This is a genomic window from Metabacillus sp. cB07, assembly GCF_016839225.1.
Lineage (GTDB): Bacteria > Bacillota > Bacilli > Bacillales > Bacillaceae > Bacillus_P > Bacillus_P indicus.
In genome coordinates this window covers 2,122,618-2,147,583 of the sequence record NZ_CP069296.1, presented here as the reverse complement: position 1 = coordinate 2,147,583, position 24,966 = coordinate 2,122,618, and the positions used below count along the sequence as shown (strand labels likewise).

Below are 24,966 nucleotides of genomic sequence, written 5' to 3'. Positions count from 1 at the left end.
ATACCAACTGGTTAGTATTTTTAAGAAACGGAGTGAATGGCATGCATTTGCGTTTAACAGAAGAGCAGCGAATGGTTCAGAAAACAATCAGAAAATTTGTAGAGAATGAATTAATGCCTCTTGAGAATACAGTCCTCAGAAATGAACTGGAAGGACGTCCGAGCTTATCCAAAGAGAAACTGGAAGAACTTCAGCAAAAAGCCAAAAAGGCAGGTTTCTGGGGAATCAACACACCGGAAGAGTACGGCGGTGTTAACCTCGGCCAAATGATGCTTGCCATCGTTCACATGGAAGTTTCAAAAACGTTCGTCCCTTTCAGGTTTGGAGGATCGGCCGATAATATTCTTTACTACGCAAACGAGGAGCAAAAAGAGAAATACTTGCTTCCCACGATTAATGGCGATAAAAAATCATGTTTTGCAATGACCGAGCCTGCAGCAGGCTCTGACACCCGCAATATCCGCATGACCGCTGTCAAAGACGGAAACGAATGGGTGTTGAACGGCGAGAAAACGTTCATCACAGGTGGAAATGAAGCAGATTTCGTTATGGTCATTGCGATTACCGACAAAGAAAAACACCGTGCAACAGGCCGTGACGGGGTGACCTGCTTTATAGTTGACAGAGATATGGGGTGGAAGTCTGAATACATTCACACAATGGGCGAATGGGGCCCTGCAGCCCTGATCTTTGACAACGTGCGTGTTCCGGAAGAAAACATTCTGGGAGAGCTTCATGGGGGCTATAAGCTCGGCCTCGAATGGATAGGATTTGCAAGATGGATCGTAGGCGCAACGGCAGTGGGCGCAGCAGAACGTCTCTTGCAAATGGCCATCGATTATTCAAAAGAGCGCGAAACCTTTGGACGACCAATCGCAGACCGCCAGGCTATCCAGTGGCAAATCGCAGACTCTGCAACTGAAATCGAAGCAGCGAAATGGCTCGTGCTCAATGCCGCGTTCACACTGGACCAGGGAGAAGACAACAGGCATCTTGCATCCATGGCAAAACTTTACGGCTCCAACATGGGCAACAGAGTAGTTGACCGCGTCCTTCAGATCCACGGAGGAATGGGCTACACACGGGAACTGCCGATCGAACGCTGGTACCGTGAAGCCCGTCTGTGGAGAATCTATGACGGAACAGATGAAATCCAGCGCCTGATCCTCTCAAGGAACCTGATCAAAGGAAACGTAAAAATCGGACAATTCATTTAAGGGAGACGGTCAAATGTATAAACACTTAATTGGAAGCGCTTCCGAAAAAGTGGAAAACACGGTTGAACCGGGAGCCATACGCAGATTTGCCCTCGCAATCGGCGATGACAATCCGCTATATACTGACACAGATGCAGGTGAAACGTCAGCTTTCAAACGGAATATCGCACCGGTAACCTTTCCCGTCACTCTGAACTACGGCACAATAGGAGGCCTGAACTTGCCGTCCAAAGGTTTAATCCACGGCGAACAGACCTTCCACTACGAGCGCCCTCTTTACGCAGGCGAAATAATCTGGTGCTCTTCCAGACTATCAAACTGTAAAGAACGGACTGGCAGTGGCGGAAGCATGGTCATCCTTACAATTGAAAGAATGGGAGAAACGGAAAAAGGAGAAGTCATCTTCACAATGACGCAGTCTGTCATCATGACGGAAGCCGCAAGAAAGGGGATAACCGTATGACAATCGCTGATCTCCGGTCGGGCACAAAACTAGGAAGCATCACACTTCCTCCCGTCGACAGACTCACTCTCATAAAATATGCCGGCTCCTCGGGTGACTACAATCCCATTCACACCATAGACGAAGAGGCAGAAAAAGCAGGACTCCCGGGGGTTATCGCTCACGGTATGTGGACAATGGGCAGCCTCGGGAAGCTGTTCTCTCCTTATTTAGACGAATGGTTCATCAGGGACTATTCTGTCCGTTTTAAAGGAATGGTTTTTTTAGGCGATGTGCTTACACTGGAAGCAGCTGCAGAAGAAATGAATGGAGATACTTCTTCATTTTTAGTAAGTGCGAGGAATGAGAAAGGGGAGGAAGTTGTTAGCGGGAAGGTGAGGATGAAACGAATGTAAATAGAAGGCCTCTTATCAGGTTTAGATAAGAGGCCTTTCTTATTGTGGTTTATTGTCATCCATAAACTCAATTATCTGTTTCTTTCCATGCTTCCATTTTTGGAATTTCACATACTCCTGGAAATCCTTGAATTGTTCTTTGCTTAAGCCTTCTGCAATGGCTTGCCCGAGAAGCTCTTTCCACTCATCATCAATTGGAATTGTCTCCTGATCTTTCTCATCAATCAGGGTATCAAGGTCTACTTCGAGAGTAAAAGCAATCTTTTTTAAGAACTGTAGAGAGGGGTTTTTTTGAATATTCCGTTCGATATAACTTAAATACGACTTTGAGACCCCTGCAAGATCAGCTAATTCACTAATAGAATATCCTTTTTCGAGTCTCAATTCTCTTATTTGATCACCAACCATTTCCTGTCTCCTTAATCAGATCATCCTGATAGTATAGTAGCACAGACTGTTTCATTATAAGGAACTGTTTGTTCTTTATAAAATATCTTATTTCTATGATAAAATGAGAACAGGTTAGAAATCAAGCGTTTTTTGTTCTTTTTAGCGAAATATGGATATTTTCCTAGTTTTCATGAATAGGGCTAATCACTTATAGTAAATTTAAAGCATAAAAAAGACAATCTGAATGATTGATTAATATTTACGAAAAATTCATAATAATATTGTACTATTCGCTTGACACGTTCTTTATAAAGAACTATGATGAGAATCATAGAATATGGAAAACGGTTAAGTACATAAACTGTTCTTAATGTAGAACTGCACAAACTGAAAGGTGGAGCATATGAAAAATCCCAATTTCCACGACGAACCTCTTATAGCAGGCAAAGAAAAGGAAATCGATTTAAAGGAAATTTTCACAATCATAAAAAGAAGGTTTTGGATCATCGCCGTTATTACAGTGCTGACGACATTCCTCGGTGCATTTTACAGTTACTTCTATACTAGCCCGCTTTATGCAACCTCAACAAGAATTGCTGTCAATACAACAGCAGACACACTTAATACTCTCAATGTTATCATCCGTGATCCTGCGGTTCTCGAAAAGGTCTCATCTGAGCTGAAACTGAACCGGTCAGGTGAAGCGCTGAGCGGCCAGATCAATGTAGAGACGATTGGAGCTTCACAGGTCATTAATATTTCAGTGATAGATGCTGATCCAGTCCTGGCTGCAGAAATTGCCAATACAACAGCCGCTACTTTCAAAGATGAAATTCCGGATTTTCTAGTCATCGACGGAATGAAAGTCATGGCAGAAGCCAAACCAAATTATTATCCAATCAATGAAAATCATTCCCGCTATGTCATGATGGGAGCAATTGCAGGAATCATCATTGGCATTGGACTTGTTTTTCTTCTTGATTCATTAGATGACAGCATCCGCAGCAAGAGAGACGTTGAAGAGATCTTTGATGCACCGATTCTAGGGACTGTTTCAAGAATGACTAAACGGAATACAACAAAAGGAACTTTCAAGAAGAAGCAGCATGTAAGGAGTGAAACCTTTGGTTCGAAATCTTTTTAACAACGTCCCGCAAAGGAAAAAAAGTCTGATCACCTATTTAAATCCAAACAGCATTCTCTCTGATCAATACAGGACAATTATAACCAATCTGCAGTTTGCCTCTATTGAACAGTCCTACAGGTCTTTGCTTATCACCTCTCCGGGATATGGCGAGGGGAAAACGACTACCGTAGCCAATCTGGCTGTGTCCCTGGCTCTGCAGGGTGAGAAAGTACTGCTGATCGACGGTGATTTAAGAAAGCCTTCTATTCATGATTCGTTTAAATTAGAGAACAACATCGGTCTGACAAATGTATTAATTGGAAATGCCGTTTTAAGTGAAGCAGTTCATCAGACAGAAATCGGCAGACTTGCCGTTTTAACGAGCGGATCAATTCCGCATAATCCTTCAGAACTAATTGCATCACAGGCGATGAGAGATTTAATGTCGAACATGCAAAAACAGTATGATTATATCCTTTTTGACTGTCCGCCTGTACTAAATGCAGTAGATACGAAGATCCTCGCTAACGAATGTGATGGCGTTGTGCTTGTTGTAAATAATGGAAAAACAGACAAAGAAAAAGCCTTAGAGGCTAACAAAATCCTGACAGCAGCAAGAGCGTCTCTTCTTGGAATCGTCCTAAATGAGTTCAAGTAATTTTTTTGCATAATATGTTCTTTATTAAGAATAAGGCGATGTCTCCTTGCCGTTATCAATGGAGGCACTCGGTCATGCTGTGGGTGTAGAAACCTTAGACGCAAGTCGTCGCTGGTGTGGTGTGAGGAGGGGTTAAATGCCCAATTATATAAATTTAAACGGTTCGTTATAAAGATAGCGATCCGTTTAAATTTATATAAAGAAAGGAGATTTTATTTTGCAATCGGATGAGCACTTTCCAAAGTCAATTAAGAAAGCAATCAGATACATCCGCCAGGACGCAAGCCTTGAACAGCTGAAGCAAATCCAGAAATTATTAAATTCATCTATCAGCAGTAGAACAAGGACGCTTGCTCAGAAAAAAGAAATCGGCAGGAGGCACGTTAAATGACCTACCATAAGAGAGTATCGCTCTTGGTTTTCATTGATTCAATCATTGTTTTGTCTGCGATTTTTTTCAGCCGATTTCTCTTAGAAGCAGATATACATGTCCTTACAGTCCCGCTTGTTATAAGCTCACTAACCTTATTAATCAGTCATCATTTTTTTTCATTTATTTATAAGCTCTATAACAAAGCCTGGGAGTACGCAAGCGTAGGAGAACTGATCATCATCTTTAAGGCGATTACGTTTTCTATTCTTGTAACGGGAGTCATGCAGCAGATCATTGAAATGGAAGTTCATTTCAGACTGCTTGCTGTAACATGGATGATACACATGCTTCTTATAGGCGGATCGAGATTTTTATGGCGAATGCTTCGTGATACATACATATCTAAACCAATCACCAAGAATCGGACAATCATTATAGGAGCAGGATCTGCTGGTACAATGGTAGCAAGACAGCTTTTGAAAAGTGCGGATACAGACCTTTGTCCGGTAGCATTTATAGATGACAATGCTGCAAAGCACAAGCTTGACATCCTTGGCATACCTGTTGTGGGCAACGTAAAGTCCATTGAACAAAAGGTCAGGGAACTTCAAGCTGAAAACATCATCATTGCCATTCCTTCTCTAAGTAAAAAGGGTCTAAGGAATATATTTAATGAATGTTTAAAAACATCGGCTAAAACACAAATTATCCCAATGCTTGAAGATTTAATTTCAGGAAAAGTGTCTGTGAATCAGATTCGGGAAGTGAGAGTGGAAGACCTTTTAGGAAGAAAGCCGGTGGAACTTGATCTTAAAAGTATATCTGATAATGTTACAGGAAAATCCGTATTGGTGACAGGAGCCGGCGGATCAATCGGATCTGAAATCTGCAGACAGATTATACCTTTTCAGCCAGAGAAACTTATTCTCTTAGGACATGGAGAAAACTCGATTTACTCAATCGAGATGGAATTAAAAGGTGATGCAGACGCAAACGGAATCAAGATTGTTACTGAAATTGCGGATCTGCAGGATGAGAAGAAAATGTTCGAGATAATGGATTTTCACAAACCTAACATTGTGTACCATGCCGCCGCACATAAGCATGTTCCTCTTATGGAACGTAATCCGGAGGAAGCAGTTAAAAATAACGTTATTGGAACAAGAAATGCGGCCAGTGCAGCCAGATGGGCAAACGTTGACACTTTCGTCATGGTCTCAACTGATAAAGCAGTTAATCCTACGAGTGTAATGGGAGCTACAAAAAAATTGGCAGAAATGCTGGTACAGCACTTTGACACAATCAGCAAGACGAAATTTGTAGCAGTCAGGTTCGGCAATGTCCTGGGAAGCAGAGGAAGTGTTATTCCCCTATTCAAAAAACAGATTGAAAAAGGCGGTCCTGTAACGATCACTCACCCTGACATGGTCCGTTACTTTATGACAATCCCTGAAGCTTCAAGGCTGGTTCTTCAAGCAGGTGCGCTGGCAGAAGGCGGAGAAATATTTGTTCTCGATATGGGAGAGCCAGTCAAAATTATTGATCTCGCTAAAAACTTAATCAAAATGTCAGGTCATACGCTGGACGACATAGATATTGAGGTAACGGGAATGAGGCCGGGAGAAAAACTTTTTGAGGAGCTCTTAAAAGAAGATGAAGTTCACGATAAGCAAGTGTATCCAAAAATTTATGTAGGAAAAACAGCCACACTTTATATCGAAGAAATTCACGATATCATCAGCTCATTTTCTGAAATGCAGAAAGATGAACTGCGAATGCGGCTTTTAGACCTTGCCAATCAGCGTGTTAAAACGGAAGAACTTCTGTCGATTTCAAGTTAACTAAAATCAGCATAAAACTCGCCTCCAGCGGGTTTTTTGTTTTGAGCAGGTGATGAAAAAAATGAAGCCGAAAATACTATTTACAGCAACAGTGGATTACCATTTCAAAAGTTTTCATCTTCCAGTACTTAAATGGTTTCAGGAAAATGGCTGGGAAGTTCATGTAGCTGCTCAAGGAACCATTGATCTGCCTTATACTGACTTTAAATTCAATTTGCCCATCAAAAGATCACCATTTAATAGAAGAAACACGGATGCATACAGGCAGCTGAGAAAGATTATTGATCACAATCATTACTGCATTATCCATTGCCATACTCCTGTTGGAGGGGTTCTCACAAGACTTGCAGCACGGGATGCACGCAAAAAAGGCACGAAAGTCCTTTACACAGCACATGGTTTTCATTTCTGCAAAGGAGCCCCTTTTCAAAACTGGCTAACATATTATCCCGTTGAAAAATGGCTTTCTTCTTATACTGACTGCCTGCTTACAATTAACAATGAGGACTATCATCTCGCTTTAAAGCACCGATTCAAAGCAAGATCTATTGAACACATACATGGAGTAGGAGTCGATACTGAAAAATTTTGTCCCATTTCTAATGAGGAGAAAGAACAGAGAAGAAAATTTTACGGCTATCAAAAAGATGACTTTCTTATGTTCTACGCAGCAGAATTCAATAAAAACAAAAATCAAAAACTTCTCCTTCAGGCGATGTGTCACCTAAAAAACAAAGTACCGAACGCTAAATTGCTGCTGGCAGGAGAGGGAACTCTTCTAGCTGAATGTAAACGGTTTGCTGAAGCAAATGGAATGAAAGATACGGTCCATTTCCTTGGATTCAGAAAAGACATCGCAGACATTCTTCCCATGTGCGACTTGGCCGTCGCTTCCAGTTTACGTGAAGGACTTCCTGTCAACATTATGGAGGCTATGGCATGCGCCCTCCCAATAGTCGCGACTGACAACAGGGGGCATCGTGAGCTTGTGGGGGATGGGGTGAATGGCTGGATTGTTGCAGCAAATAACTCTGAAGCACTTTCTGAACGGATCAATCAAATCTCATCTGATAATAAAATTAGTACGTATTTAGGAGCTAATGGAAGAAAAATTATAGAGTCTGAATTCAGTATCAATCGAGTACTCAGCCAAAAAAGTAAAATCTACATGGAGCAAATGGGAGAAACGGAGGCCTTAAAATGGGCAATCCTATAAGAGTATTGCATGCAGTCGTCAATATGAATCGCGGCGGTGCAGAAACATTGATTATGAATTTGTACAGAAACATGGACCGGGGAAAAATTCAGTTCGATTTTCTAACAAACAAGCCTGGAGTTTTTGACGAAGAAATCAAGAAAATGGGAGGAGTCATTCACAGAATTCCATATGTAACGGATGTTGGACATAAAAAGTATATCCGACACCTCAATCAGTTTTTCTATGAGAATAAACAGTATAAGATTGTCCATTCCCATATGGATAAAATGAGCGGTTTTGTCTTACAGGCTGCAAAGAAGGCTGGAATACCAACTAGAATTGCTCATAGTCATAACACGCAGAGTGAGGGCGGTTTTGCTGCACGAGTATATAAAAGTTATGCAGGTTATCAAATAAACCGATCATCTACACATTTCTTAGCGTGCTCACATGCAGCAGGAAAGTGGCTTTTTAAAAAACAACATACCTCAATAGATGTAGTTAAAAACGGAATAGACCTTTCAAAATTTGCATTTTCAGAAAGTAAACGAGCAAACATTCGAAGGGAATTGAACCTTGATCCTGACAACATCACCATAGGGCATATTGGCAGATTTAATCACCAAAAAAACCACACCTTATTGATAGATATTTTTCATAATTTCTTAAAAGAAAATCCTAAATCTACACTTGTATTAGTAGGTGATGGGCCGCTTAAATCAATAATAATTAATAAAACGAAAAGATTGAAAATCGAGGACAGAGTAATCTTTTTAGGAGTAAGAAGTGACGTTGAACATCTGCTGCAAGCTTTCGATGTGTTTGTTTTTCCCTCATTACATGAAGGACTGCCAGTTACATTAATAGAAGCTCAAGCTTCTGGACTACCTTGCGTCATATCAGACAGTATAACTAAAGAGGTGGATATGGGGCTTAATCTTATTAAATTTGTATCTAACACAAAAATGGATAATTGGTTTGAAGAACTATTTAAATTAAATGTAAATCAAATGAAGCGTACTATTACCGCTGGGAAATTAACTGATGAAGGCTACAATATTCATCAAACTTCAGAATGGACTAAAGAATACTACTTAGGGCTGTCGAGGTGAAATAAATGAAAATATTGACAGTTTTTACTCCCACTTATAATCGGGCTTATTGCCTGCAGCAATGTTATAGAAGTTTGAAAGAACAGACTTGTAAGGATTTTATTTGGCTAATCATTGACGATGGATCAACTGATTACACACCTCAACTAGTAAAAGACTGGATCAAAGAGAATGAGATTGAAATCCAATATATCCAGCAGTCTAATCAAGGGATGCACGGTGCTCATAACACGGCATACCTTAACATAAAAACTGAATTAAATGTCTGTATAGATTCTGATGATTATATGCCCTGTGATGCGGTAGAAAAAATCGTTAATTTCTGGTCAATCCATCGTTCAGAAGAAGTCAGCGGAATTATCGGCTTAGATTCGAATACTAACGGTGAAATTATAGGAACAATCCTTCCTAAAAACCTAGAACAATCTACTCTATTTGACTTATATCAAAAACATAAAGTAACCGGGGATAAAAAGCTGGTCTATAGAACTGAAATAAGTAAAAAATATCCTTACCCTCTGTTTCAAGGTGAGAAGTATGTTGGCCTTGCGTACAAGTATTTTAAACTTGATGAAGATTATAAGCTGCTATTAATGAATGAAGTATTATGCTGTGTTGAATATCTTCAAGATGGTTCTTCGAGAAACATGCTAAAACAATACAGGAAGAACCCAAAGGGATTTGCTTTTTACAGAAAAGAACTTATGACATTGAAATTTGCAACAAGATCTTTCAAATTCAGGCAGTGTATTCATTATGTATCCAGCAGTTTACTAGATAAAAATAACCATTTCATTAACGAATCACCAAATAAATTCCTAACGTTGTTAGCATTGCCTTTTGGTATGGCATTATATTTTCATATCTTGATGAAAACTGCATCATCTGAGGTTTAACATGTTTTCATGAGAAGAGGTTTTATCATTGACTGTTTTATGGATTACGTTATTTTCTGTATTATTATTAGGTTTTTGTGCTAGATATACAGCTCATGCAAATGGATCCTCAATTAGTACCTTTATTTATCCGAATAAGTTTTTTGTGTTTATCATTTTCTTAGTACTGGCCCTAGTATCAGGCTTGCGAAATACAATCGGTGATACCTATTTTTATATGCATGCATATGAAACCAATGATTTCACATGGAAATATATTTTTGAAAATAAGGATCCTGCTTTTGGGATCTTGCAGATGGTTCTTAAAAGTTTCTCTAATGATCCACAAATATTAATTTTAGTTACAGCTATTGTTACAAATTTCTTTATTGTATTTTCTTTATTTAAACATACTAAAATGTTTGAACTAAGTTTGTTCGTCTTTATAACGTCTGGGTTATATACAGTATCAATGAATGGAATTAGGCAATTCCTGGCTGCTTCAATTATACTTTGGGGTCTGAAGTATTTGCTGAATGGAGACCTAAAGAAATACTTGATTATCATACTAATTGCAAGTGCTTTTCATCAGAGTGCATTAATACTAATCCCTGTTTATTTTATTGTAAGGCGAGAGGCTTGGACTAAGGTCACTGTCATTTTATTGACGGGTACAATCTTATTGGTTTTAGGCTTTAACGAATTCTCAGAGCTAGTCTTTAAAACTATTCAGGACACACAGTATGGAGGATATGAAAATTTTGCTGAAGGCGGAGCCAACAAGATAAGGGTCGTAATTGAAGCCATTCCATTGATTCTTGCATTTCTTGGACGAGACAAACTCAGAAGACTGTGGCCAAAAAGTGACATTATAGTTAATCTTGCATTGATCAGTGTCATCTTTATGATTGTAGCAACTCAAAATTGGATTTTTGCGAGGTTTAATATTTACTTTAGTCTATATAATATAATTTTAATTTCATGGCTAATACCACTATTTAAGGAAAATAATAAGAAATTTGTCTATTACATGCTAGTTGTATGTTATTTAATCTATTTCTACTACGAGCATGTTTTATCTTTGGGGATAATATACAGAAGTAACTACATAAATTTTTAAAACGTATAAGATTGGATTTGAATAGTAGCTATCTTCTTAGTTATATACGTTACATTTAATCGAGTTTGATACAAAATAATTCTATGAAAGGTTGAACAGGATGAAACGATTATTTGATTTAACTGTTTCATTTTCATTAATAATACTTTTCTCCCCATTTTTTCTTATAATTTCTTTTTTTGTGAAAGTGAAATTAGGTTCTCCAATTCTTTTTAAGCAGCTAAGACCAGGTCTTAATGGTGATCCATTTCAATTCTACAAATTTAGAACCATGACAAATGAAAGAAATGCTGCCGGTGATCTATTAGATGACCAAAGTCGCCTAACTCCATTAGGTACGTTTCTTAGAAAAACAAGTTTAGATGAGCTTCCGCAACTCATAAATGTAGTTAGAGGTGATTTAAGTCTTGTGGGACCGAGACCTTTGTTAATGGAGTATTTACCTTTATATAATGATGAACAAAGTAAACGGCATTTAGTTAAACCTGGAATTACGGGTTGGGCACAAATAAATGGACGCAACAGTATATCTTGGGATGAGAAATTTAAACTTGACGTATGGTATGTGGACAATCATTCTTTTCTCCTAGATATAAAAATATTATTGATTACAGTCTATAAAGTATTTAGATCACAGGGTATAAATCAGCAGGGGGTTGCTACAGTTGAACGATTTGAGAGACCAGCAGAAACGGAGTAAACCCAATGAATATAGTAATAATTGGTAATGGTGGCCATAGTAAAGTAATTAAAGAAATGGTTCTTAACAATAATGATTTTGAATTATTAGCTCAATTGGATGATATGTACGATGATATATTCAGTGAAAATAAAATATTATACGGCCCTATATCTTATTACAAACATTTAATAAATATCTATAAGGAATTAAAGTTTGTAATTGCTATAGGCAATAATGAAACTAGAAAAAAAGTTTTTTTAAACTTATGTCTACCTTCAGATTTCTATGCCACAGTTATTCATCCGTCAGCAACTGTTAGTAAATCAGCCACTTTGGGAGCCGGTACTGTGGTTATGGCACAGGCAGTCTTGAATGCAGAATCAATTATCGGCGAACAAGTAATTATCAATACCGGAGCAATTGTTGAACATGATAATCAAATCAAAAATTTTTCTCACACTTCTCCCAGAAGTACATTAACTGGAAATGTATATGTAGGGGAAGGAGTCCATATTGGTGCTGGTGCAACAATTCTGCCAAATGTAAAAATAGGCGATTGGTCAATAGTTGGTGCAGGAGCAACTGTAACAAAGGATATACCTGCTTGTAAAACAGCAGTAGGAATACCAGCTAGATTTTAAATTGTGGTGGTGTAAAATTATGAAACATGAATTAACTCGCAGCAGAATTTTTCTTTCTCCTCCTCATATGAGCGGAAACGAATTAAAATATATTAATCGTGCATTTGAAAGCAATTGGATTGCTCCTTTGGGGCCAAACGTTGACGAGTTTGAAAAAGAAATAGCTAGTTATGTGGGAGTCAGAGGGGCTGTTGCTGTAAGTTCAGGTACAGCAGCTATACATCTGGCTCTCTCTATTTTAGGAGTAACAAAAGGTGACATAGTATTTTGTTCAACATTGACTTTTGTTGCAAGTGCAAATCCTATCCTATACCAAGACGCTTCACCGGTCTTTATTGATTCTGAGCCGGAGACATGGAATATGTCTCCAATTGCCCTTGAAAAAGCTTTAGTAGAAGCGAAAGCAACCGGACAAATGCCAAAAGCAGTTATAGTTGTAAATCTATATGGTCAAGTTGCAAAAATGGATGAAATAATTTCGTTATGTAATCTATACAATGTCCCGATTATAGAAGATGCTGCGGAGTCCCTAGGTTCAACATATAAGGGATATGCTAGTGGATCATTTGGTGATTTCGGTATTTTTTCTTTTAACGGTAATAAAATTATCACAACTTCCGGGGGAGGAATGTTAGTTTCGGACAATCTTGCAGCTTTAGAAAAAGCAAGGTTTTTGGCAACTCAAGCAAAAGACCCGGCGTTGCATTACCAACACAGTTCAGTAGGATTTAACTACCGTATGAGCAACATTTTGGCTGGTATAGGAATATCACAGTTAGAAGTATTAAATCAACGGGTAAATTCTAGACGATCAGTTTATGAGAGATATTTTAAGGAGCTAAGTGATATACCTGGAATTTACTTGCTGCCAGAGCTTGATCAGACTTTTTCAAATCGATGGCTGACGGCATTATGTATTGAAGAAGAATCTAACATAGATATACTAGATTTAATAAATATGATGGCAGAAGAAAACATTGAAATTAGACCCATTTGGAAGCCACTTCATCTTCAGCCGCTCTTTCATGGTGCAAAGTATTTTTCACATTATAAATCAGATAGCATCTCAGAAAAGCTATTCAATTCAGGTGTTTGTTTACCATCTGGCTCTAACTTGACAGAGAAGGAGCAATTGAGGGTAATTAATTGCATTAAAAAAGCTGCTAAGGTGAAATGTGTATGACACCAATTGAGCATAAAATACCAAAAATTATCCATTATTGTTGGTTTGGAAATAAAGAGAAGCCGGAAATCGTAAAAAAATGCATAAATAGTTGGCGTAATCACTTATCTGAATATGAAATTATTGAGTGGAATGAGCAAAATTTTGACGTGAATTGTAATTCCTATACGAAACAAGCTTATCGGTTGAAAAAATATGCATTTGTTAGTGATTACGTAAGAGTATATGCACTATATCAATATGGAGGAATTTACCTTGATACAGATGTTGAGGTATTTAAGTCCTTTGATACATTTTTGCATCATCAATTGTTTTGGGGGTTTGAACAAGAAAACTATATTGCAACAAGTACAATAGGTGCAGCTAAGAAAGATACTTTTATTAAGATGTTTCTAGATTCATATGAGCATAAAAATTTTAAAAATGACGATGGTACTTTAGATCAGATAACAAACGTCGCTATAGTCTCGGAATTGCTGAGTAAGGGCGGGGTAAAATTAAATGGGAAATACCAGGAAATTGAAAAGTTAGGTGTTTTTTATCCACAAACCTATTTTTCACCATTTGATTATATTAATTATAGAATATTTAAAACTGAAAATACTTATGCGATGCACCATTTTTATAAAAGCTGGCTTCCTCCAAAAGCGAGAATAAAAGCGAATGCAAAACGCTTTGCAGCAAAACTTATTGGGGGAAACAATATATACAGAATAAGAAAGATAGTAACAAGAGTTTAGGAGATAAAAATGAAAAATATACTAATTTCTACCTACGATATGGAAGTTGGAGGAGTAGAGAGAAGTCTCATTACTCTGTTAGATCATATTGATTACAAGAAATACAATGTTGATTTAATGCTGTATAGGCATCATGGAGATTTTTTAGGGCTTATAAATAAGAATGTAAATATTCTAAGTGAAGTCGGAGAATATGCAACCTTCAGAAAATCCATTAGTCAAATAATAAAAGAGAAAATGTTTGGAGTTGCAGGATCAAGACTTCTTGCAAGGATAATTACAGCTATATCTGCAAATGTGAAACAAATAGAGGAACCTGGGTACATTCAAATGCAGTTAATGTGGAAATTTGCTCTTCCATTTCTGCCAAAAATAGAAAAAAAATATGATGTAGCAATTAGCTATTTGTGGCCTCATGATTTTGTTGCAGAAAAAGTATATGCAAAAAAGAAAATTGCCTGGATTCATACAGATTATTCAACAATTAATACACATATAAAAATGGATACAAAAGTATGGAGAAAGTTCGATCACATAATTGCTGTATCTGAGGCATGTAAGTATGCATTTCTACACAAATACAGTGAATTTTATGACAATGTTAGCGTAATTGAAAATATTGTTTCTCCAGAATTTATCAGGAATATGTCAAATGAGTTAATTGAAAATTCATTTATGAGTGATAAAAGTTTTAAGATTGTTACTGTAGCCAGGCTTTCTCATGCAAAAGGAATTGATCTTGCTGTAAAGGCCTTAAATGTTATTAAAGAAAAGGGATACGAGAATATTTCATGGTATGTTGTGGGATATGGTGGAGAGGAACTAAAAATTAGACAACTGATTAAAGAATTTAAACTGGAAAATAGATTTATTCTTTTAGGAAAGCAAACTAATCCATATCCTTATATTAAACATGCTGATCTATATGTTCAGCCTTCTAGATATGAAGGAAAAGCTGTTACGGTTGGAGAAGCTCAAATTTTAGGTAAGCCCGTTATTATAACGGATTATCCAACAGCTGAAAGCCAAGTGAAGAATAGAATTGATGGTTTAATTACGGAATTGTCAGAATATGGAATAGCTAATTGCATAATTAATCTATATGAGAATTTGGAAGAAAGATATTACTTAATGAGTAACTGCCAGGATATAATTTATAACAACGATGAAGAAATTAAAAAATTATATCAGACTATTAACGGATAGGGAGGCTATGATGTTGCCGTTAGTAAGTGTCATAGTTCCTGTTTATAATTCAGAAAAATATATTTCCCAATGTTTAGAAAGCATTTTAAATCAAACTTATACCTATATTGAAGTTATTATTATCAACGATGGATCATTTGACAAAAGTGAAGAGGAAATTAAGAAATTCCAATCAGAAGATAATCGTATTATCTATCTATATCAAGATAACAGCGGACCATCTGCAGCTAGAAACAATGGCTTAAATGTAGCTACGGGAGAATTTTTGGTATTCATAGATTCTGATGACACAATCGAAAATAATTATATCGAAATATTAGTTAATGAAATAGTTGCTTTAGAAGCTGACATAGTATTTTGTGGCTATAAAGATTATTCTATCTACGGAACAACACACCATACGGATTTTATATTTGACCATAAAGTAGTTCATTTAAGTGATGTTATTGAGTTAATTTGTCAAGGAACTGGAGGAGTTCTTTGGAGTAAAATATTCAGAAACAAGATAATTAGTAAATATAATTTAAAAATGGATAGCAGCATATTCATGTCCGAGGATTTAATATTTGTACTTCAATATGTGATTAACTGTAAGAAGTTTGGTGCAATCAAAAAGTTTCCTTATAATTATAATAGAATGAATCCAGGCAGCATCAGTTCAAATATTTCCCTAGAATATGCAGATAATTATATAGCTGTTTGTAAACATTTAGAAGTAATTTTTAAGACGGTCCAATTGGATAAATGGAAAAAAGAGCAAATCATTAACAGACGTCTTATAGAATTTATAATTAGTGTTATCGAATCTGAATGTATTCATATGGAACGAACTGGATTTCAACAAGCGAAACAAAATATAAGTAAAATCCTCGCAATACCATATATAAAAAATCATATAAGGCATTTTTATTGTAAAACACACATTAATAAACCTTTACTGTTCTTTATTAGAAACAATAAAATTGGATTAAGTATTATTTATACACATTGTATTAATGCTTTAAAAAACGTAAAAAAGAAATTAATTTTATAAAGGCATGTGAAAGCTGTGAAAAAAACAATTCTATTTGTAATAGATTCACTAACTATTGGAGGAGCAGAAAAAAGTTTAGTGTCTCTACTTAAAACAATTAACGCGGAAAATTATTCTATTGATTTACTACAGATCAAAAGAGGTGGAGACTTAGAAAGATTCGTTCCAGAACATATAACTTTGTTGCCAGAGCCTGAATACTTTAAAAATACCCATAACTTAAAATATAAATTTTCTCGAATAAAGACTTCTATACTTCTGAGAACAAATGAATATAGAACCAATCCACTGCACACTGAACAGATTGTATATAAAAGTATACAGAATTTGATACAGCCTCTGAAAAAAACGTATGATCTTGCAATCGCCTATAGTCAAGGCATGCCTACATACATTGTAGCAAATAAAGTTAATGCTGCCCGAAAGATCGCATGGATTAACACTGATTATACTAATACACTTTATGATAAAGAATTTGATTTTCATTCCTACTCTAAAATTGACAAGATAGTAGCTGTATCTGATCATATTAAAACTTCTGTTTCTAATTTAAGAAAAGAGTACCAACATAAGATTGATATTATTTTTGACATAGTGGATCCTGTCCTAATAAATAAAATGGCTAATGAGGGTACTGCTGAAGAATATGAATATGACAAAACAAATATTTTAACTGTTGGAAGACTGGTGGAAGCAAAAGGTTATACTAAGGCAATTCAAGTGGCAAAAAAATTAAAAGAAAATGGAATTAAGTTTAAATGGTTCGTAATCGGTGATGGGCCAGAAAGAATGAAACTTCAAAAAATGATTGTTTCTAACCACTTAGAGAATCATTTTTTTTTATTAGGAAAAAGATTAAATCCCTATATATACATGAACATGTGTGATCTATATATCCAACCATCATTAAAAGAAGGTTTTGGTCTTACCGTATGTGAGGCAAAAATTCTAAAAAAACCTATTATATGCACAAATTTTTCTACAGCTAGTGAAATTATTAATAGTGGGCAGGATGGTCTTATAGTTGAGCATGATGTTAAGAGCATTTACGATGGTATAACAAAATTTTTAAATGATAATAACTTTAAAATGAAGATTCTTAACCAACTAGAATCAACTGCAGTATATAGTTCAGTATCTGAATTGAATAAATTTTATTCCTTATTAGAAAATTGAAATGTGGTGAGAAATTTGAAGAAAATCTTCGTGGACATTTATCTGCAATTTAATCTTGGTGATGATTTATTTCTAGATATTCTTGCTAAGAAATTTCCAGACTGCTTATTTACGGTAAACTATCTCGGCAATAATTATGATAATTTTTTTCAAAACTATCATAACGTACAAAGAAGAAAGTATACACTTCTTAATAAAATTGGGCAGCGTTTAAAGATCTCAGACTCTATATCAAATTATGATAACGTTGCAGAAAATCATGATGCTTTATTATTTATAGGCGGGTCTATATTTAGAGAAGAAACATATCATAATGCATTATACAATGAACGATTAAAAATGGTTAATGAATTTAAAAAACAAGATAAAAAAGTTTTCGTCCTTGGAGCTAATTTTGGACCATTTAAGACTGATGATTTTTTTCAAAACTACAAAGAATTTTTTAGGTTATGTGATGATGTATGTTTTAGAGATCAATATTCCTTTCATTTATTTAAAGATTTAAAGCAAGTAAGATACGCACCTGATATAGTGTTCCAGATGGATATTTCAAATTACAAGCATATTAAGATGGAGAAAAAAGTCGGCTTTTCAATAATTGACGTAAGACATAAACATGGGTTATCTGATTATCATGTTAGCTATGTAAATAGTACTGTTAAAGCAATTCAAAATTTTGTTGATAAAGGCTTTGAATGCTATTTGATTTCATTTTGTGATTCAGAAGGTGATTTAAAAGTAATTAAAGAAATCTTATTGAATCTATCTCCAAAAGTAAAAGAAAGTGTTCATATTTATGAATATAAGGGCAATTTAAAAGAAGCTATTAGTTTAATAGCTTCTTTTAAATTGTTGATTGCTGCTCGTTTTCATGCCAATATACTGGGACTGTTACTTGGAATTGGATTGATGCCTATAATATACAGTAACAAAACATTAAATATGTTAGAAGACTTAAAACATACCGATGTGATAATCAATATGGATGAGCTATCGTTACAGTACGACTGTGAAACCATTGAAAAAACATGGACTAATTGCATGAAATTAGATCAAGTAAGTCAAGTAGCAATCAATCAATTTGCTTCCATAGATCAATTTATTAACCAAGATGTGTTTCGAGGTGTTATATGAAAAAGAAAATAATCTTTATGATTATCAATATGAATGTAGGTGGAACTGAGAAGGCCTTACTCAATATGATTGCAGAAATTCCTGAAGAAAAATATGAAATTACAATTTTAATGTTAGAAGAATACGGTGGTTTTTTAAGTCATATACCTCAACACGTAATAATTAAAATTGTAAAAAATTATGATGAAATAAAGAACTTAGTTAATAATCCACCGCTGCAGACTTCACTTAACTTATTAAAAAAAGGAAACATTTTAAGTGGTATTAAATTAATTTTTACCCATCTATATGCAAAAGTCAAAAATGATAGAAGTATATACTTTAAAAAGGTCTTATCTAAATATGAAATGGAGAATATAGAATACGATTTAGCAGTGGCATATGCGGGGCCAATGGATTTTATTAGCTATTTTGTTCTAAATAAGATTAAGGCGAAAAAAAAAGCTCAGTGGATACATTTTGATATTTCCAAATTAAGCATAAGAAATTCTTTTGAAATAAGAATGTATAATTTTTTTGATTGTGTGTTTGTAGTCTCACAAGAAATAAAAACCAATTTAATTAATATTATGCCCCATCTCAGTTCTAAAACAGAAGTTTTTAAAAATATCATTCCTACAAAATCCATTACGACCCTAGCTAACGTTGGTAAAGGATATTTAGACGAATTTGATGGAATTAGAATCCTGACAGTTGGCAGATTAACTATTGAAAAGGGCCAGGACTTAGCAATTGAAGCTTTATCAAAGTTGATAAAATCCGGGTACAATGTAAAGTGGTATTGCTTAGGAGAAGGTGTATCAAGATCCTATTATGAAAAGATGGTAGAAGAAAACAATCTAAAAGGTAAATTTATCTTATTAGGAAATAACCCAAATCCTTACCCATACATCAAAGAGTGTGATATTTATGTGCAGCCATCTAGACACGAAGGGTTTTGCCTCACTCTAGGAGAAGCAAGATTTTTTAAAAAACCCATTGTTTCAACTAATACTCTAGGTGCAAAAGGACAATTAAAAAATAATGAAACAGGCTTACTCGTCCCAGTAGATCCATCAAAAATATATGAAGCTATTATAAAGTTAGTAAACGACAAGGAACTGTTGAATAAGTTATCTGGAAATTTAGAAAAAGAAATTTTTAAATCGAATGAAATAGAAAAAATATACAAGTTAACCAACTGACTCAATAATATGATGGTAAGTTTATAAAGAGGTGTGAAAATAATGAAGGAAAATTTGATGAAAATCATTGTGCTATTTAATAAAAATGAAAAAAAGTTACTTATTCTTATTTTTTTCATGATGATTTTAGCTGCTTTATTAGAAACTATTAGTATAGGTATTATAATTCCTTTTATTGGGATTGTCACTAACCCAAATACAATAAATAAGGAGCCAATTTTAACATTGGTTTATAACAATATGAATTTTAATTCGCAAATTTCTTTTATCATTTTTTCTGCAATGTGTTTGATACTTATATTCTTACTGAAAAACTCTTATCTTCTATTTTTCCATTACATACAAAACAAACTTATTTTAAATCAGCAAGTTAAACTTTCTAGAAAATTATTTAAATCATATTTAACTAAACCTTATACTTTTCATCTTCAAAGAAATACTGCAGATTTACTTAGGAATGTAAATGAAGAAGTACCTAAGATATTTCAAGGAATAATCATGTCAAGTTTTCAATTGTTCACAGAAATACTAGTAATATTTTGCATACTATCATTATTGATGTTTTCAGCCCCTATACCAACAATAGTATGTTCAATTTTATTGGTTAGTAATATCCTTCTTTTTTTTAAATACTTTAGAAGAAAAATAAGCAACCTTGGTACAGAACAACAAAAAATCAATGGTAATTTAATCAAATGGATAAACCAAGGACTTGGAGCTAGTAAAGAAATTAAAGTATCAGGAAAACAAGATTTCTTCATTGATTCATACACTCTGCAAAATCAGAAAAAAGCTAATAATAGTTTATATATGAAAATGTTAGATCATGTTCCGAGGTATTTTATAGAAACTCTGTTAGTCTCTGTTGTATTAATTACGATGGTTGTTGTGGTCTTGCAGAAAGATAACGCTTCAAGTTTAATCTCAACCATGGCGTTATTTGCAATGGCTGCATTTAGATTAATGCCCTCTATTAATCGTGTTGTTGCAATGATTTCTACTATCCGTTATTGTCAACCAGCATTGAATGTTATAAACGAAGACATGATAAACACAAAAAAAATATACGATAGTACAACAATTTATAATAATACATCTCCTATAGGAAAAGAAAATAGGGTTTTTAGGAATTCTATATGTCTAAAACAAGTATCTTTTAAATATCCAAATCAAAAGGATTACTCAATTAGGAATATTACATTAACTATACCCATTGGTAATTCAGTAGCATTCATTGGAGAATCCGGTGCTGGGAAAACTACGATCGTTGATATTATTTTAGGGTTATTAATGCCTGAGCAAGGACAGGTTCTAGTCGATGGACATAATATTCAGGATCAAATATTGATTTGGCAGAAGAACATAGGGTACATTCCACAGAATATTTTTTTAACTGATGATTCAATATCAAGTAATATTGCATTTGGAATACCAAAAGATGATATTGATGAAGAAGCTGTATGGAATGCTTTAGAAAAGGCACAATTAAAAGATTTTGTAGATTCTTTACCAAATAAATTGAATACAGAAGTTGGAGAGAGAGGGGTAAGACTTTCAGGTGGTCAAAGACAGCGGATCGGAATAGCAAGAGCATTATACAATGATCCAGAAATAATTTTCATGGATGAAGCAACTTCTGCGTTAGATAATGAAACAGAGAAAGGAATAATGAAGTCAATAGAAAGATTAAAAGGAGAGAAAACACTTATCATTATTGCACATAGGTTGAGCACCATTGAGAATTGTGACTTAGTATTTAAAATTAACAAAGGTAAACTAGCTTCAGTAGAAAATACATGGGGTGCATAGAATGAGTAAAGTTAGTGTGATCGTTCCTATATATAATGCTGAGAAAAAAATTGAAAAATGTATAAAGTCAATCTTAAATCAAACATTTTTTGATCTAGAAATAATCTTAGTTAATGATGGTTCAACAGATGAAACTTTGTCAATTTGTAAAAAGTACAAGGCAATTGACAATAGAATTGTTCTGATTGATAAAGATAACGAAGGTAGTGTCATCACTAGAAGAAAAGGATTGGAAGTATCTAAAGCAGACTATGTGATGTTTGTTGATGCTGACGATTGGATTCATAGGAAAACCATAGAAGTAATGTATTCTAATACAATTAATTGTGACGTTGATGTTACGGTTTGCAATATGCAAAAAGTATTAAGCGATAAATTATATTTAAAGCGTAAAAACAAAAGCATATATTTTCGAAGAGAAAAAATTTATAACAATGAAGATATAAAAAATACATTATTAACAGCTTACTTTCATGGACATCCATTTCCTCCGTCATTATGTGCAAAGTTATATAAGAAAGAATTATTTAAAGACAGTGGAAAATATGCAAAAAAAATTCACTTTTTAGGTGATGATTTATATATTAATATGGAAGTTTTGTTGAAAGCCAACAGCTTGAAAATTATTACAAAACCATTCTACAATTATAGACTCGGTGGATATACTAGCAAGTACATGCCTTATTTTTTTGACGATATTATAAATGGCTATACTATCCAAAAAGAAGTTATCAATGAGTTTTATACTGAAAATAAAGCTGCTCATTTAAATGGAATAAGCATAATGCTTCTAAATACATTTAAAACATGCTTACATAATTTATTTTGCAGCAACTTTAGTAAATTACAAATTAAGAACCAGATAAAAAAATATATTAATAATAGTATAATTTTAGAAGCTATTGATAATCAAGGATCGATGAAATATTTTGAAATGGAGTATCTTAATGCAATAAAGTTTAAAAATATTGATTACTTATTTGAGATTGGATTGAATTTATATAACTCAAAAAGAGCTGAAAGATTTATTAGGAAGCTAATATCTAGAATTTCCTAACTAAGTGATAGAGTATGTGATTTTTTAGTTTATTACAATTAAATTACATACTCATTTTTAATTTATGGTAATAACGTTTGTTTATTAAAAGAATTCGTTAGCAGAATTTCTGAGTTTATTACTTCGTTATTTAAATTGATATAATTTGTCTTAGGTATACTAATTACTGAATTTGCTTTTCTAAATGCTCCATCTAATGTAATGGTTCCCTTGGTGACAGAAGAGATAGATTTAGATGTGGTAATTGTATTTTTCACCAATTTCAGATAGTTTTCTGTAAATATTCTCAATGTATACATTGATCCAAGTGAAGTTCCTTTATCAATGACACTAAAAATATTATTTGATACTTCTAATCTTGGAATATATAGAAAGGCAATTCCAGGACCGCGGGCTTCATGAGTGTATGTTGAGTATGGAACATCCCAAATGAATTTATTATCTTTAAATACATGTGTGACATATCCGGTGTCTTGTGCTAATTTTTCTGGACCATATATGTCTCCACCATCAATTCTTAAAGATAGGTTTTTAAATAAAGAATCTTTTATAACCATATTCTCAGAAACCATCATTCTACTATAGTTAGCAGCAGTTCCAATATGAATAAACTCACATTGATCAATGAATAGTTTTTTTGTGCCAACATAATGACCTCCACCGCCATCAACAGTGATGAATTTTACATTGGATAGGGTTACTTTATCGCTAGTATTGTAATTAGCAGTAAATCCAATATTTGATCTTCTAATATCAAATATTGAATCGTGGATCTCTACATTTTTACTGCTAAAGGTAAACGTCCCATTTCGATCCGGATCATCAAATGTCAACTTACAATTAAATAATTTAACTGTCTCGCCACTTAATGAAAGTGTTGACTTGGAAAAAACACAATTATCTAACGTAGTATTACCTGACAATATTGTTATTGCTTCTCCAAAGATTGAATCATTTCTAAAAGTACAAAATGTTCCGTCGGACTCATTACCGCTCGTAATGGATCTACCTGAAATTCCTCCATAATAAGTATTATTTATGGATAGATAATCATCACCGCTTCCGGAAAAAACGAATGACCCTCTAAATTTATTATTTTCAATGTGTACTCCTCTAGTGCTAATACAGATAAATGCACCAGCTCGGTTATCATAAATATTGCAATTTTTTAGTGTGATTTTTTGATTAGTCATATAACCGTCTTCTACATCAATACCATAACCTGGATTAGTCCCGCTGGAATTAAGCATTCTATTGCTATTGTTGAAAATTTCACAACTTTCAAAGGTGATAAATCTCCCGCCATTTATTGATGCACCGAGTCTTCTGTTTCGATAAGATTTACAATTTATAAAAAAAATATATTGAGGGATTCTAGCACACATTACGTAGTGAAGGTTTCCATTCATTGCATCATAATTTTGAAGGAAAGAAAATCTGACTTTTACGGTACCAACTGGTAATGATTCAAGATACATAAATTCATAGGACCGAATGTTTTTGAAACCTAAATAGCTACCGTCTTCTTTGTAAAAATGAACTTTAATAGGTGTTTTATTTAAATTGCTGCCAGTGCCATAACCACCATAACCGTCACCCGCATAATAAAAATATCCAACAGATTTAACTAAAGGGGCAGTTACATCGAAATACTTAGTAACTGTGGTGTAGTTTATTCTTGAAATATCAATATTTCCCTGGGAGTCAACGTCACCTTTTGCAAAATGAGCTGGATGCTGCACACCGCCAATTGCAGAAAAATCCATAGAGGTAGCAAAACCATCTCCTGTACATTCAAAGGCTTCACAATTTTTGATTGTTATATTGTAGCAGGAGTTTTTGCACTCAAGTCCATAACCCCATTCATGGGTTCCACCGCTTGAATAATTATGTGTTTCTCTATCTCCCTTTAGTATGGCTCCCTCAACTGTTACATTTTTAACGCCATCGCAGCTAATGATTGAATAACCGGACAAATTGTTTGACTCTATAATAAACTGGCAACCGTAAAACTTATAATGAGTGTTGCTCTGGAGTAAAACTGAAGCGTTCATTGCAATAAGATAAACTCCTGCTGGAAGAATGACTTCTAGGAAGTTATTATCATTTGCCCATTTGAAAGCTTGGTTAATACCTGTAACTGTGTTAACTGCATCTGTTCCATCACTTTTTATATTCCAGCGATTTAATTCAACAACATAGTATGGAGATGTGTTATACATTGTAAACTCCTTTATAAATTAACTTTAGTAATTTTATACTATATTTAATTCTGGTCTTCCAAGAATTGTTTGGACAAAAAGGAAAAATTTATATTATTTATCATTGATTCCTATTGGAAACTTTAGTATTA

23 protein-coding genes are annotated in these 24,966 nt (G+C 34.4%); 21 read left to right on the top strand and 2 right to left on the bottom strand.

Going from position 1 to position 24,966, the window contains the following annotated elements; translation table 11 throughout:
* Positions 1 to 41: 41 nt before the first annotated feature.
* From JOJ89_RS10775 to JOJ89_RS10765, 3 genes are read left to right on the top strand one after another with little or no spacing between them, the layout of a single operon-like run.
* On the top strand, positions 42 to 1,217 hold the full coding sequence (locus tag JOJ89_RS10775; RefSeq protein ID WP_029280889.1) for an acyl-CoA dehydrogenase family protein: 1,176 nt from the start codon (positions 42 to 44) through the stop codon (positions 1,215 to 1,217).
* Between the two features lie 13 nt (positions 1,218 to 1,230).
* On the top strand, positions 1,231 to 1,680 hold the full coding sequence (locus JOJ89_RS10770; protein ID WP_203287303.1) for an FAS1-like dehydratase domain-containing protein: 450 nt from the start codon (positions 1,231 to 1,233) through the stop codon (positions 1,678 to 1,680).
* The gene (locus JOJ89_RS10765; RefSeq protein WP_029280891.1) at positions 1,677 to 2,075 is read left to right on the top strand and encodes a MaoC/PaaZ C-terminal domain-containing protein; all 399 of its coding nucleotides are present in this window, start codon (positions 1,677 to 1,679) and stop codon (positions 2,073 to 2,075) included. Before JOJ89_RS10770 ends, JOJ89_RS10765 begins: the two co-directional genes overlap by 4 nt.
* A 39-nt stretch (positions 2,076 to 2,114) precedes the next feature.
* Here JOJ89_RS10765 and JOJ89_RS10760 read toward each other — a convergent pair whose 3' ends face one another.
* A complete protein-coding gene (locus JOJ89_RS10760) occupies positions 2,115 to 2,483 on the bottom strand; it encodes a helix-turn-helix domain-containing protein (RefSeq protein ID WP_029280892.1) in 369 nt (122 codons plus the stop codon).
* A 385-nt stretch (positions 2,484 to 2,868) separates the two neighbouring features.
* Here JOJ89_RS10760 and JOJ89_RS10755 point away from each other — a divergent pair, with 385 nt between their 5' ends.
* The 18 genes from JOJ89_RS10755 (at position 2,869) to JOJ89_RS10670 (ending at position 22,613) form a co-directional block, all read left to right on the top strand.
* Positions 2,869 to 3,609 carry a YveK family protein gene (locus tag JOJ89_RS10755; RefSeq protein ID WP_051827136.1) on the top strand — a complete coding sequence of 247 codons (741 nt, stop codon included), beginning with the start codon at positions 2,869 to 2,871 and terminating at the stop codon, positions 3,607 to 3,609.
* Positions 3,581 to 4,249 carry a CpsD/CapB family tyrosine-protein kinase gene (locus JOJ89_RS10750; protein WP_081414089.1) on the top strand — a complete coding sequence of 223 codons (669 nt, stop codon included), beginning with the start codon at positions 3,581 to 3,583 and terminating at the stop codon, positions 4,247 to 4,249. The genes JOJ89_RS10755 and JOJ89_RS10750 overlap by 29 nt, the downstream gene beginning before the upstream one ends.
* A 387-nt stretch (positions 4,250 to 4,636) precedes the next feature.
* Positions 4,637 to 6,463 (top strand): nucleoside-diphosphate sugar epimerase/dehydratase, encoded by a 1,827-nt coding sequence (locus tag JOJ89_RS10745; RefSeq protein WP_203287301.1) that lies wholly within the window; start codon positions 4,637 to 4,639, stop codon positions 6,461 to 6,463.
* 61 nt (positions 6,464 to 6,524) lie between these two features.
* The gene (locus JOJ89_RS10740; protein ID WP_203287299.1) at positions 6,525 to 7,679 is read left to right on the top strand and encodes a glycosyltransferase family 4 protein; all 1,155 of its coding nucleotides are present in this window, start codon (positions 6,525 to 6,527) and stop codon (positions 7,677 to 7,679) included.
* Entirely contained in the window at positions 7,664 to 8,773 is a 1,110-nt protein-coding gene (locus JOJ89_RS10735; protein WP_203287297.1) for a glycosyltransferase family 1 protein, read from the top strand. Before JOJ89_RS10740 ends, JOJ89_RS10735 begins: the two co-directional genes overlap by 16 nt.
* A gap of 5 nt (positions 8,774 to 8,778) precedes the next feature.
* The gene (locus JOJ89_RS10730) at positions 8,779 to 9,669 is read left to right on the top strand and encodes a glycosyltransferase family 2 protein (protein ID WP_203287295.1); all 891 of its coding nucleotides are present in this window, start codon (positions 8,779 to 8,781) and stop codon (positions 9,667 to 9,669) included.
* A gap of 28 nt (positions 9,670 to 9,697) precedes the next feature.
* Positions 9,698 to 10,768, top strand: a complete 1,071-nt coding sequence (locus JOJ89_RS10725) for an EpsG family protein (RefSeq protein ID WP_203287292.1) — start codon at positions 9,698 to 9,700, stop codon at positions 10,766 to 10,768.
* 100 nt (positions 10,769 to 10,868) lie between these two features.
* A complete protein-coding gene (locus tag JOJ89_RS10720; RefSeq protein ID WP_203287290.1) occupies positions 10,869 to 11,468 on the top strand; it encodes a sugar transferase in 600 nt (199 codons plus the stop codon).
* A 5-nt stretch (positions 11,469 to 11,473) separates the two neighbouring features.
* Positions 11,474 to 12,091: an acetyltransferase gene (locus tag JOJ89_RS10715; RefSeq protein WP_203287288.1), complete on the top strand. Its 618-nt coding sequence runs from the start codon at positions 11,474 to 11,476 to the stop codon at positions 12,089 to 12,091.
* Positions 12,092 to 12,110: 19 nt separating this feature from the next.
* On the top strand, positions 12,111 to 13,274 hold the full coding sequence (locus tag JOJ89_RS10710) for a DegT/DnrJ/EryC1/StrS family aminotransferase (RefSeq protein ID WP_203287286.1): 1,164 nt from the start codon (positions 12,111 to 12,113) through the stop codon (positions 13,272 to 13,274).
* Positions 13,271 to 14,014, top strand: a complete 744-nt coding sequence (locus JOJ89_RS10705; protein ID WP_203287284.1) for a glycosyltransferase family 32 protein — start codon at positions 13,271 to 13,273, stop codon at positions 14,012 to 14,014. The genes JOJ89_RS10710 and JOJ89_RS10705 overlap by 4 nt, the downstream gene beginning before the upstream one ends.
* Before the next feature lie 9 nt (positions 14,015 to 14,023).
* Complete coding sequence (locus JOJ89_RS10700) at positions 14,024 to 15,220, top strand: glycosyltransferase (RefSeq protein ID WP_203287282.1); 1,197 nt, start codon at positions 14,024 to 14,026, stop codon at positions 15,218 to 15,220.
* 7 nt (positions 15,221 to 15,227) lie between these two features.
* Entirely contained in the window at positions 15,228 to 16,253 is a 1,026-nt protein-coding gene (locus tag JOJ89_RS10695) for a glycosyltransferase family 2 protein (RefSeq protein WP_242524592.1), read from the top strand.
* A 15-nt stretch (positions 16,254 to 16,268) separates the two neighbouring features.
* On the top strand, positions 16,269 to 17,429 hold the full coding sequence (locus tag JOJ89_RS10690; protein ID WP_203287280.1) for a glycosyltransferase: 1,161 nt from the start codon (positions 16,269 to 16,271) through the stop codon (positions 17,427 to 17,429).
* A gap of 30 nt (positions 17,430 to 17,459) precedes the next feature.
* Entirely contained in the window at positions 17,460 to 18,563 is a 1,104-nt protein-coding gene (locus tag JOJ89_RS10685; protein ID WP_242524591.1) for a polysaccharide pyruvyl transferase family protein, read from the top strand.
* Positions 18,560 to 19,747, top strand: a complete 1,188-nt coding sequence (locus tag JOJ89_RS10680; RefSeq protein ID WP_203287276.1) for a glycosyltransferase — start codon at positions 18,560 to 18,562, stop codon at positions 19,745 to 19,747. Before JOJ89_RS10685 ends, JOJ89_RS10680 begins: the two co-directional genes overlap by 4 nt.
* Positions 19,748 to 19,789: 42 nt before the next feature.
* Positions 19,790 to 21,556, top strand: a complete 1,767-nt coding sequence (locus JOJ89_RS10675; protein ID WP_203287274.1) for an ABC transporter ATP-binding protein — start codon at positions 19,790 to 19,792, stop codon at positions 21,554 to 21,556.
* Between the two features lies 1 nt (position 21,557).
* A complete protein-coding gene (locus JOJ89_RS10670; protein ID WP_203287272.1) occupies positions 21,558 to 22,613 on the top strand; it encodes a glycosyltransferase family 2 protein in 1,056 nt (351 codons plus the stop codon).
* Positions 22,614 to 22,675: 62 nt separating this feature from the next.
* Here JOJ89_RS10670 and JOJ89_RS10665 read toward each other — a convergent pair whose 3' ends face one another.
* The gene (locus tag JOJ89_RS10665; protein WP_203287270.1) at positions 22,676 to 24,835 is read right to left on the bottom strand and encodes a right-handed parallel beta-helix repeat-containing protein; all 2,160 of its coding nucleotides are present in this window, start codon (positions 24,833 to 24,835) and stop codon (positions 22,676 to 22,678) included.
* Positions 24,836 to 24,966 lie beyond the last annotated feature (131 nt).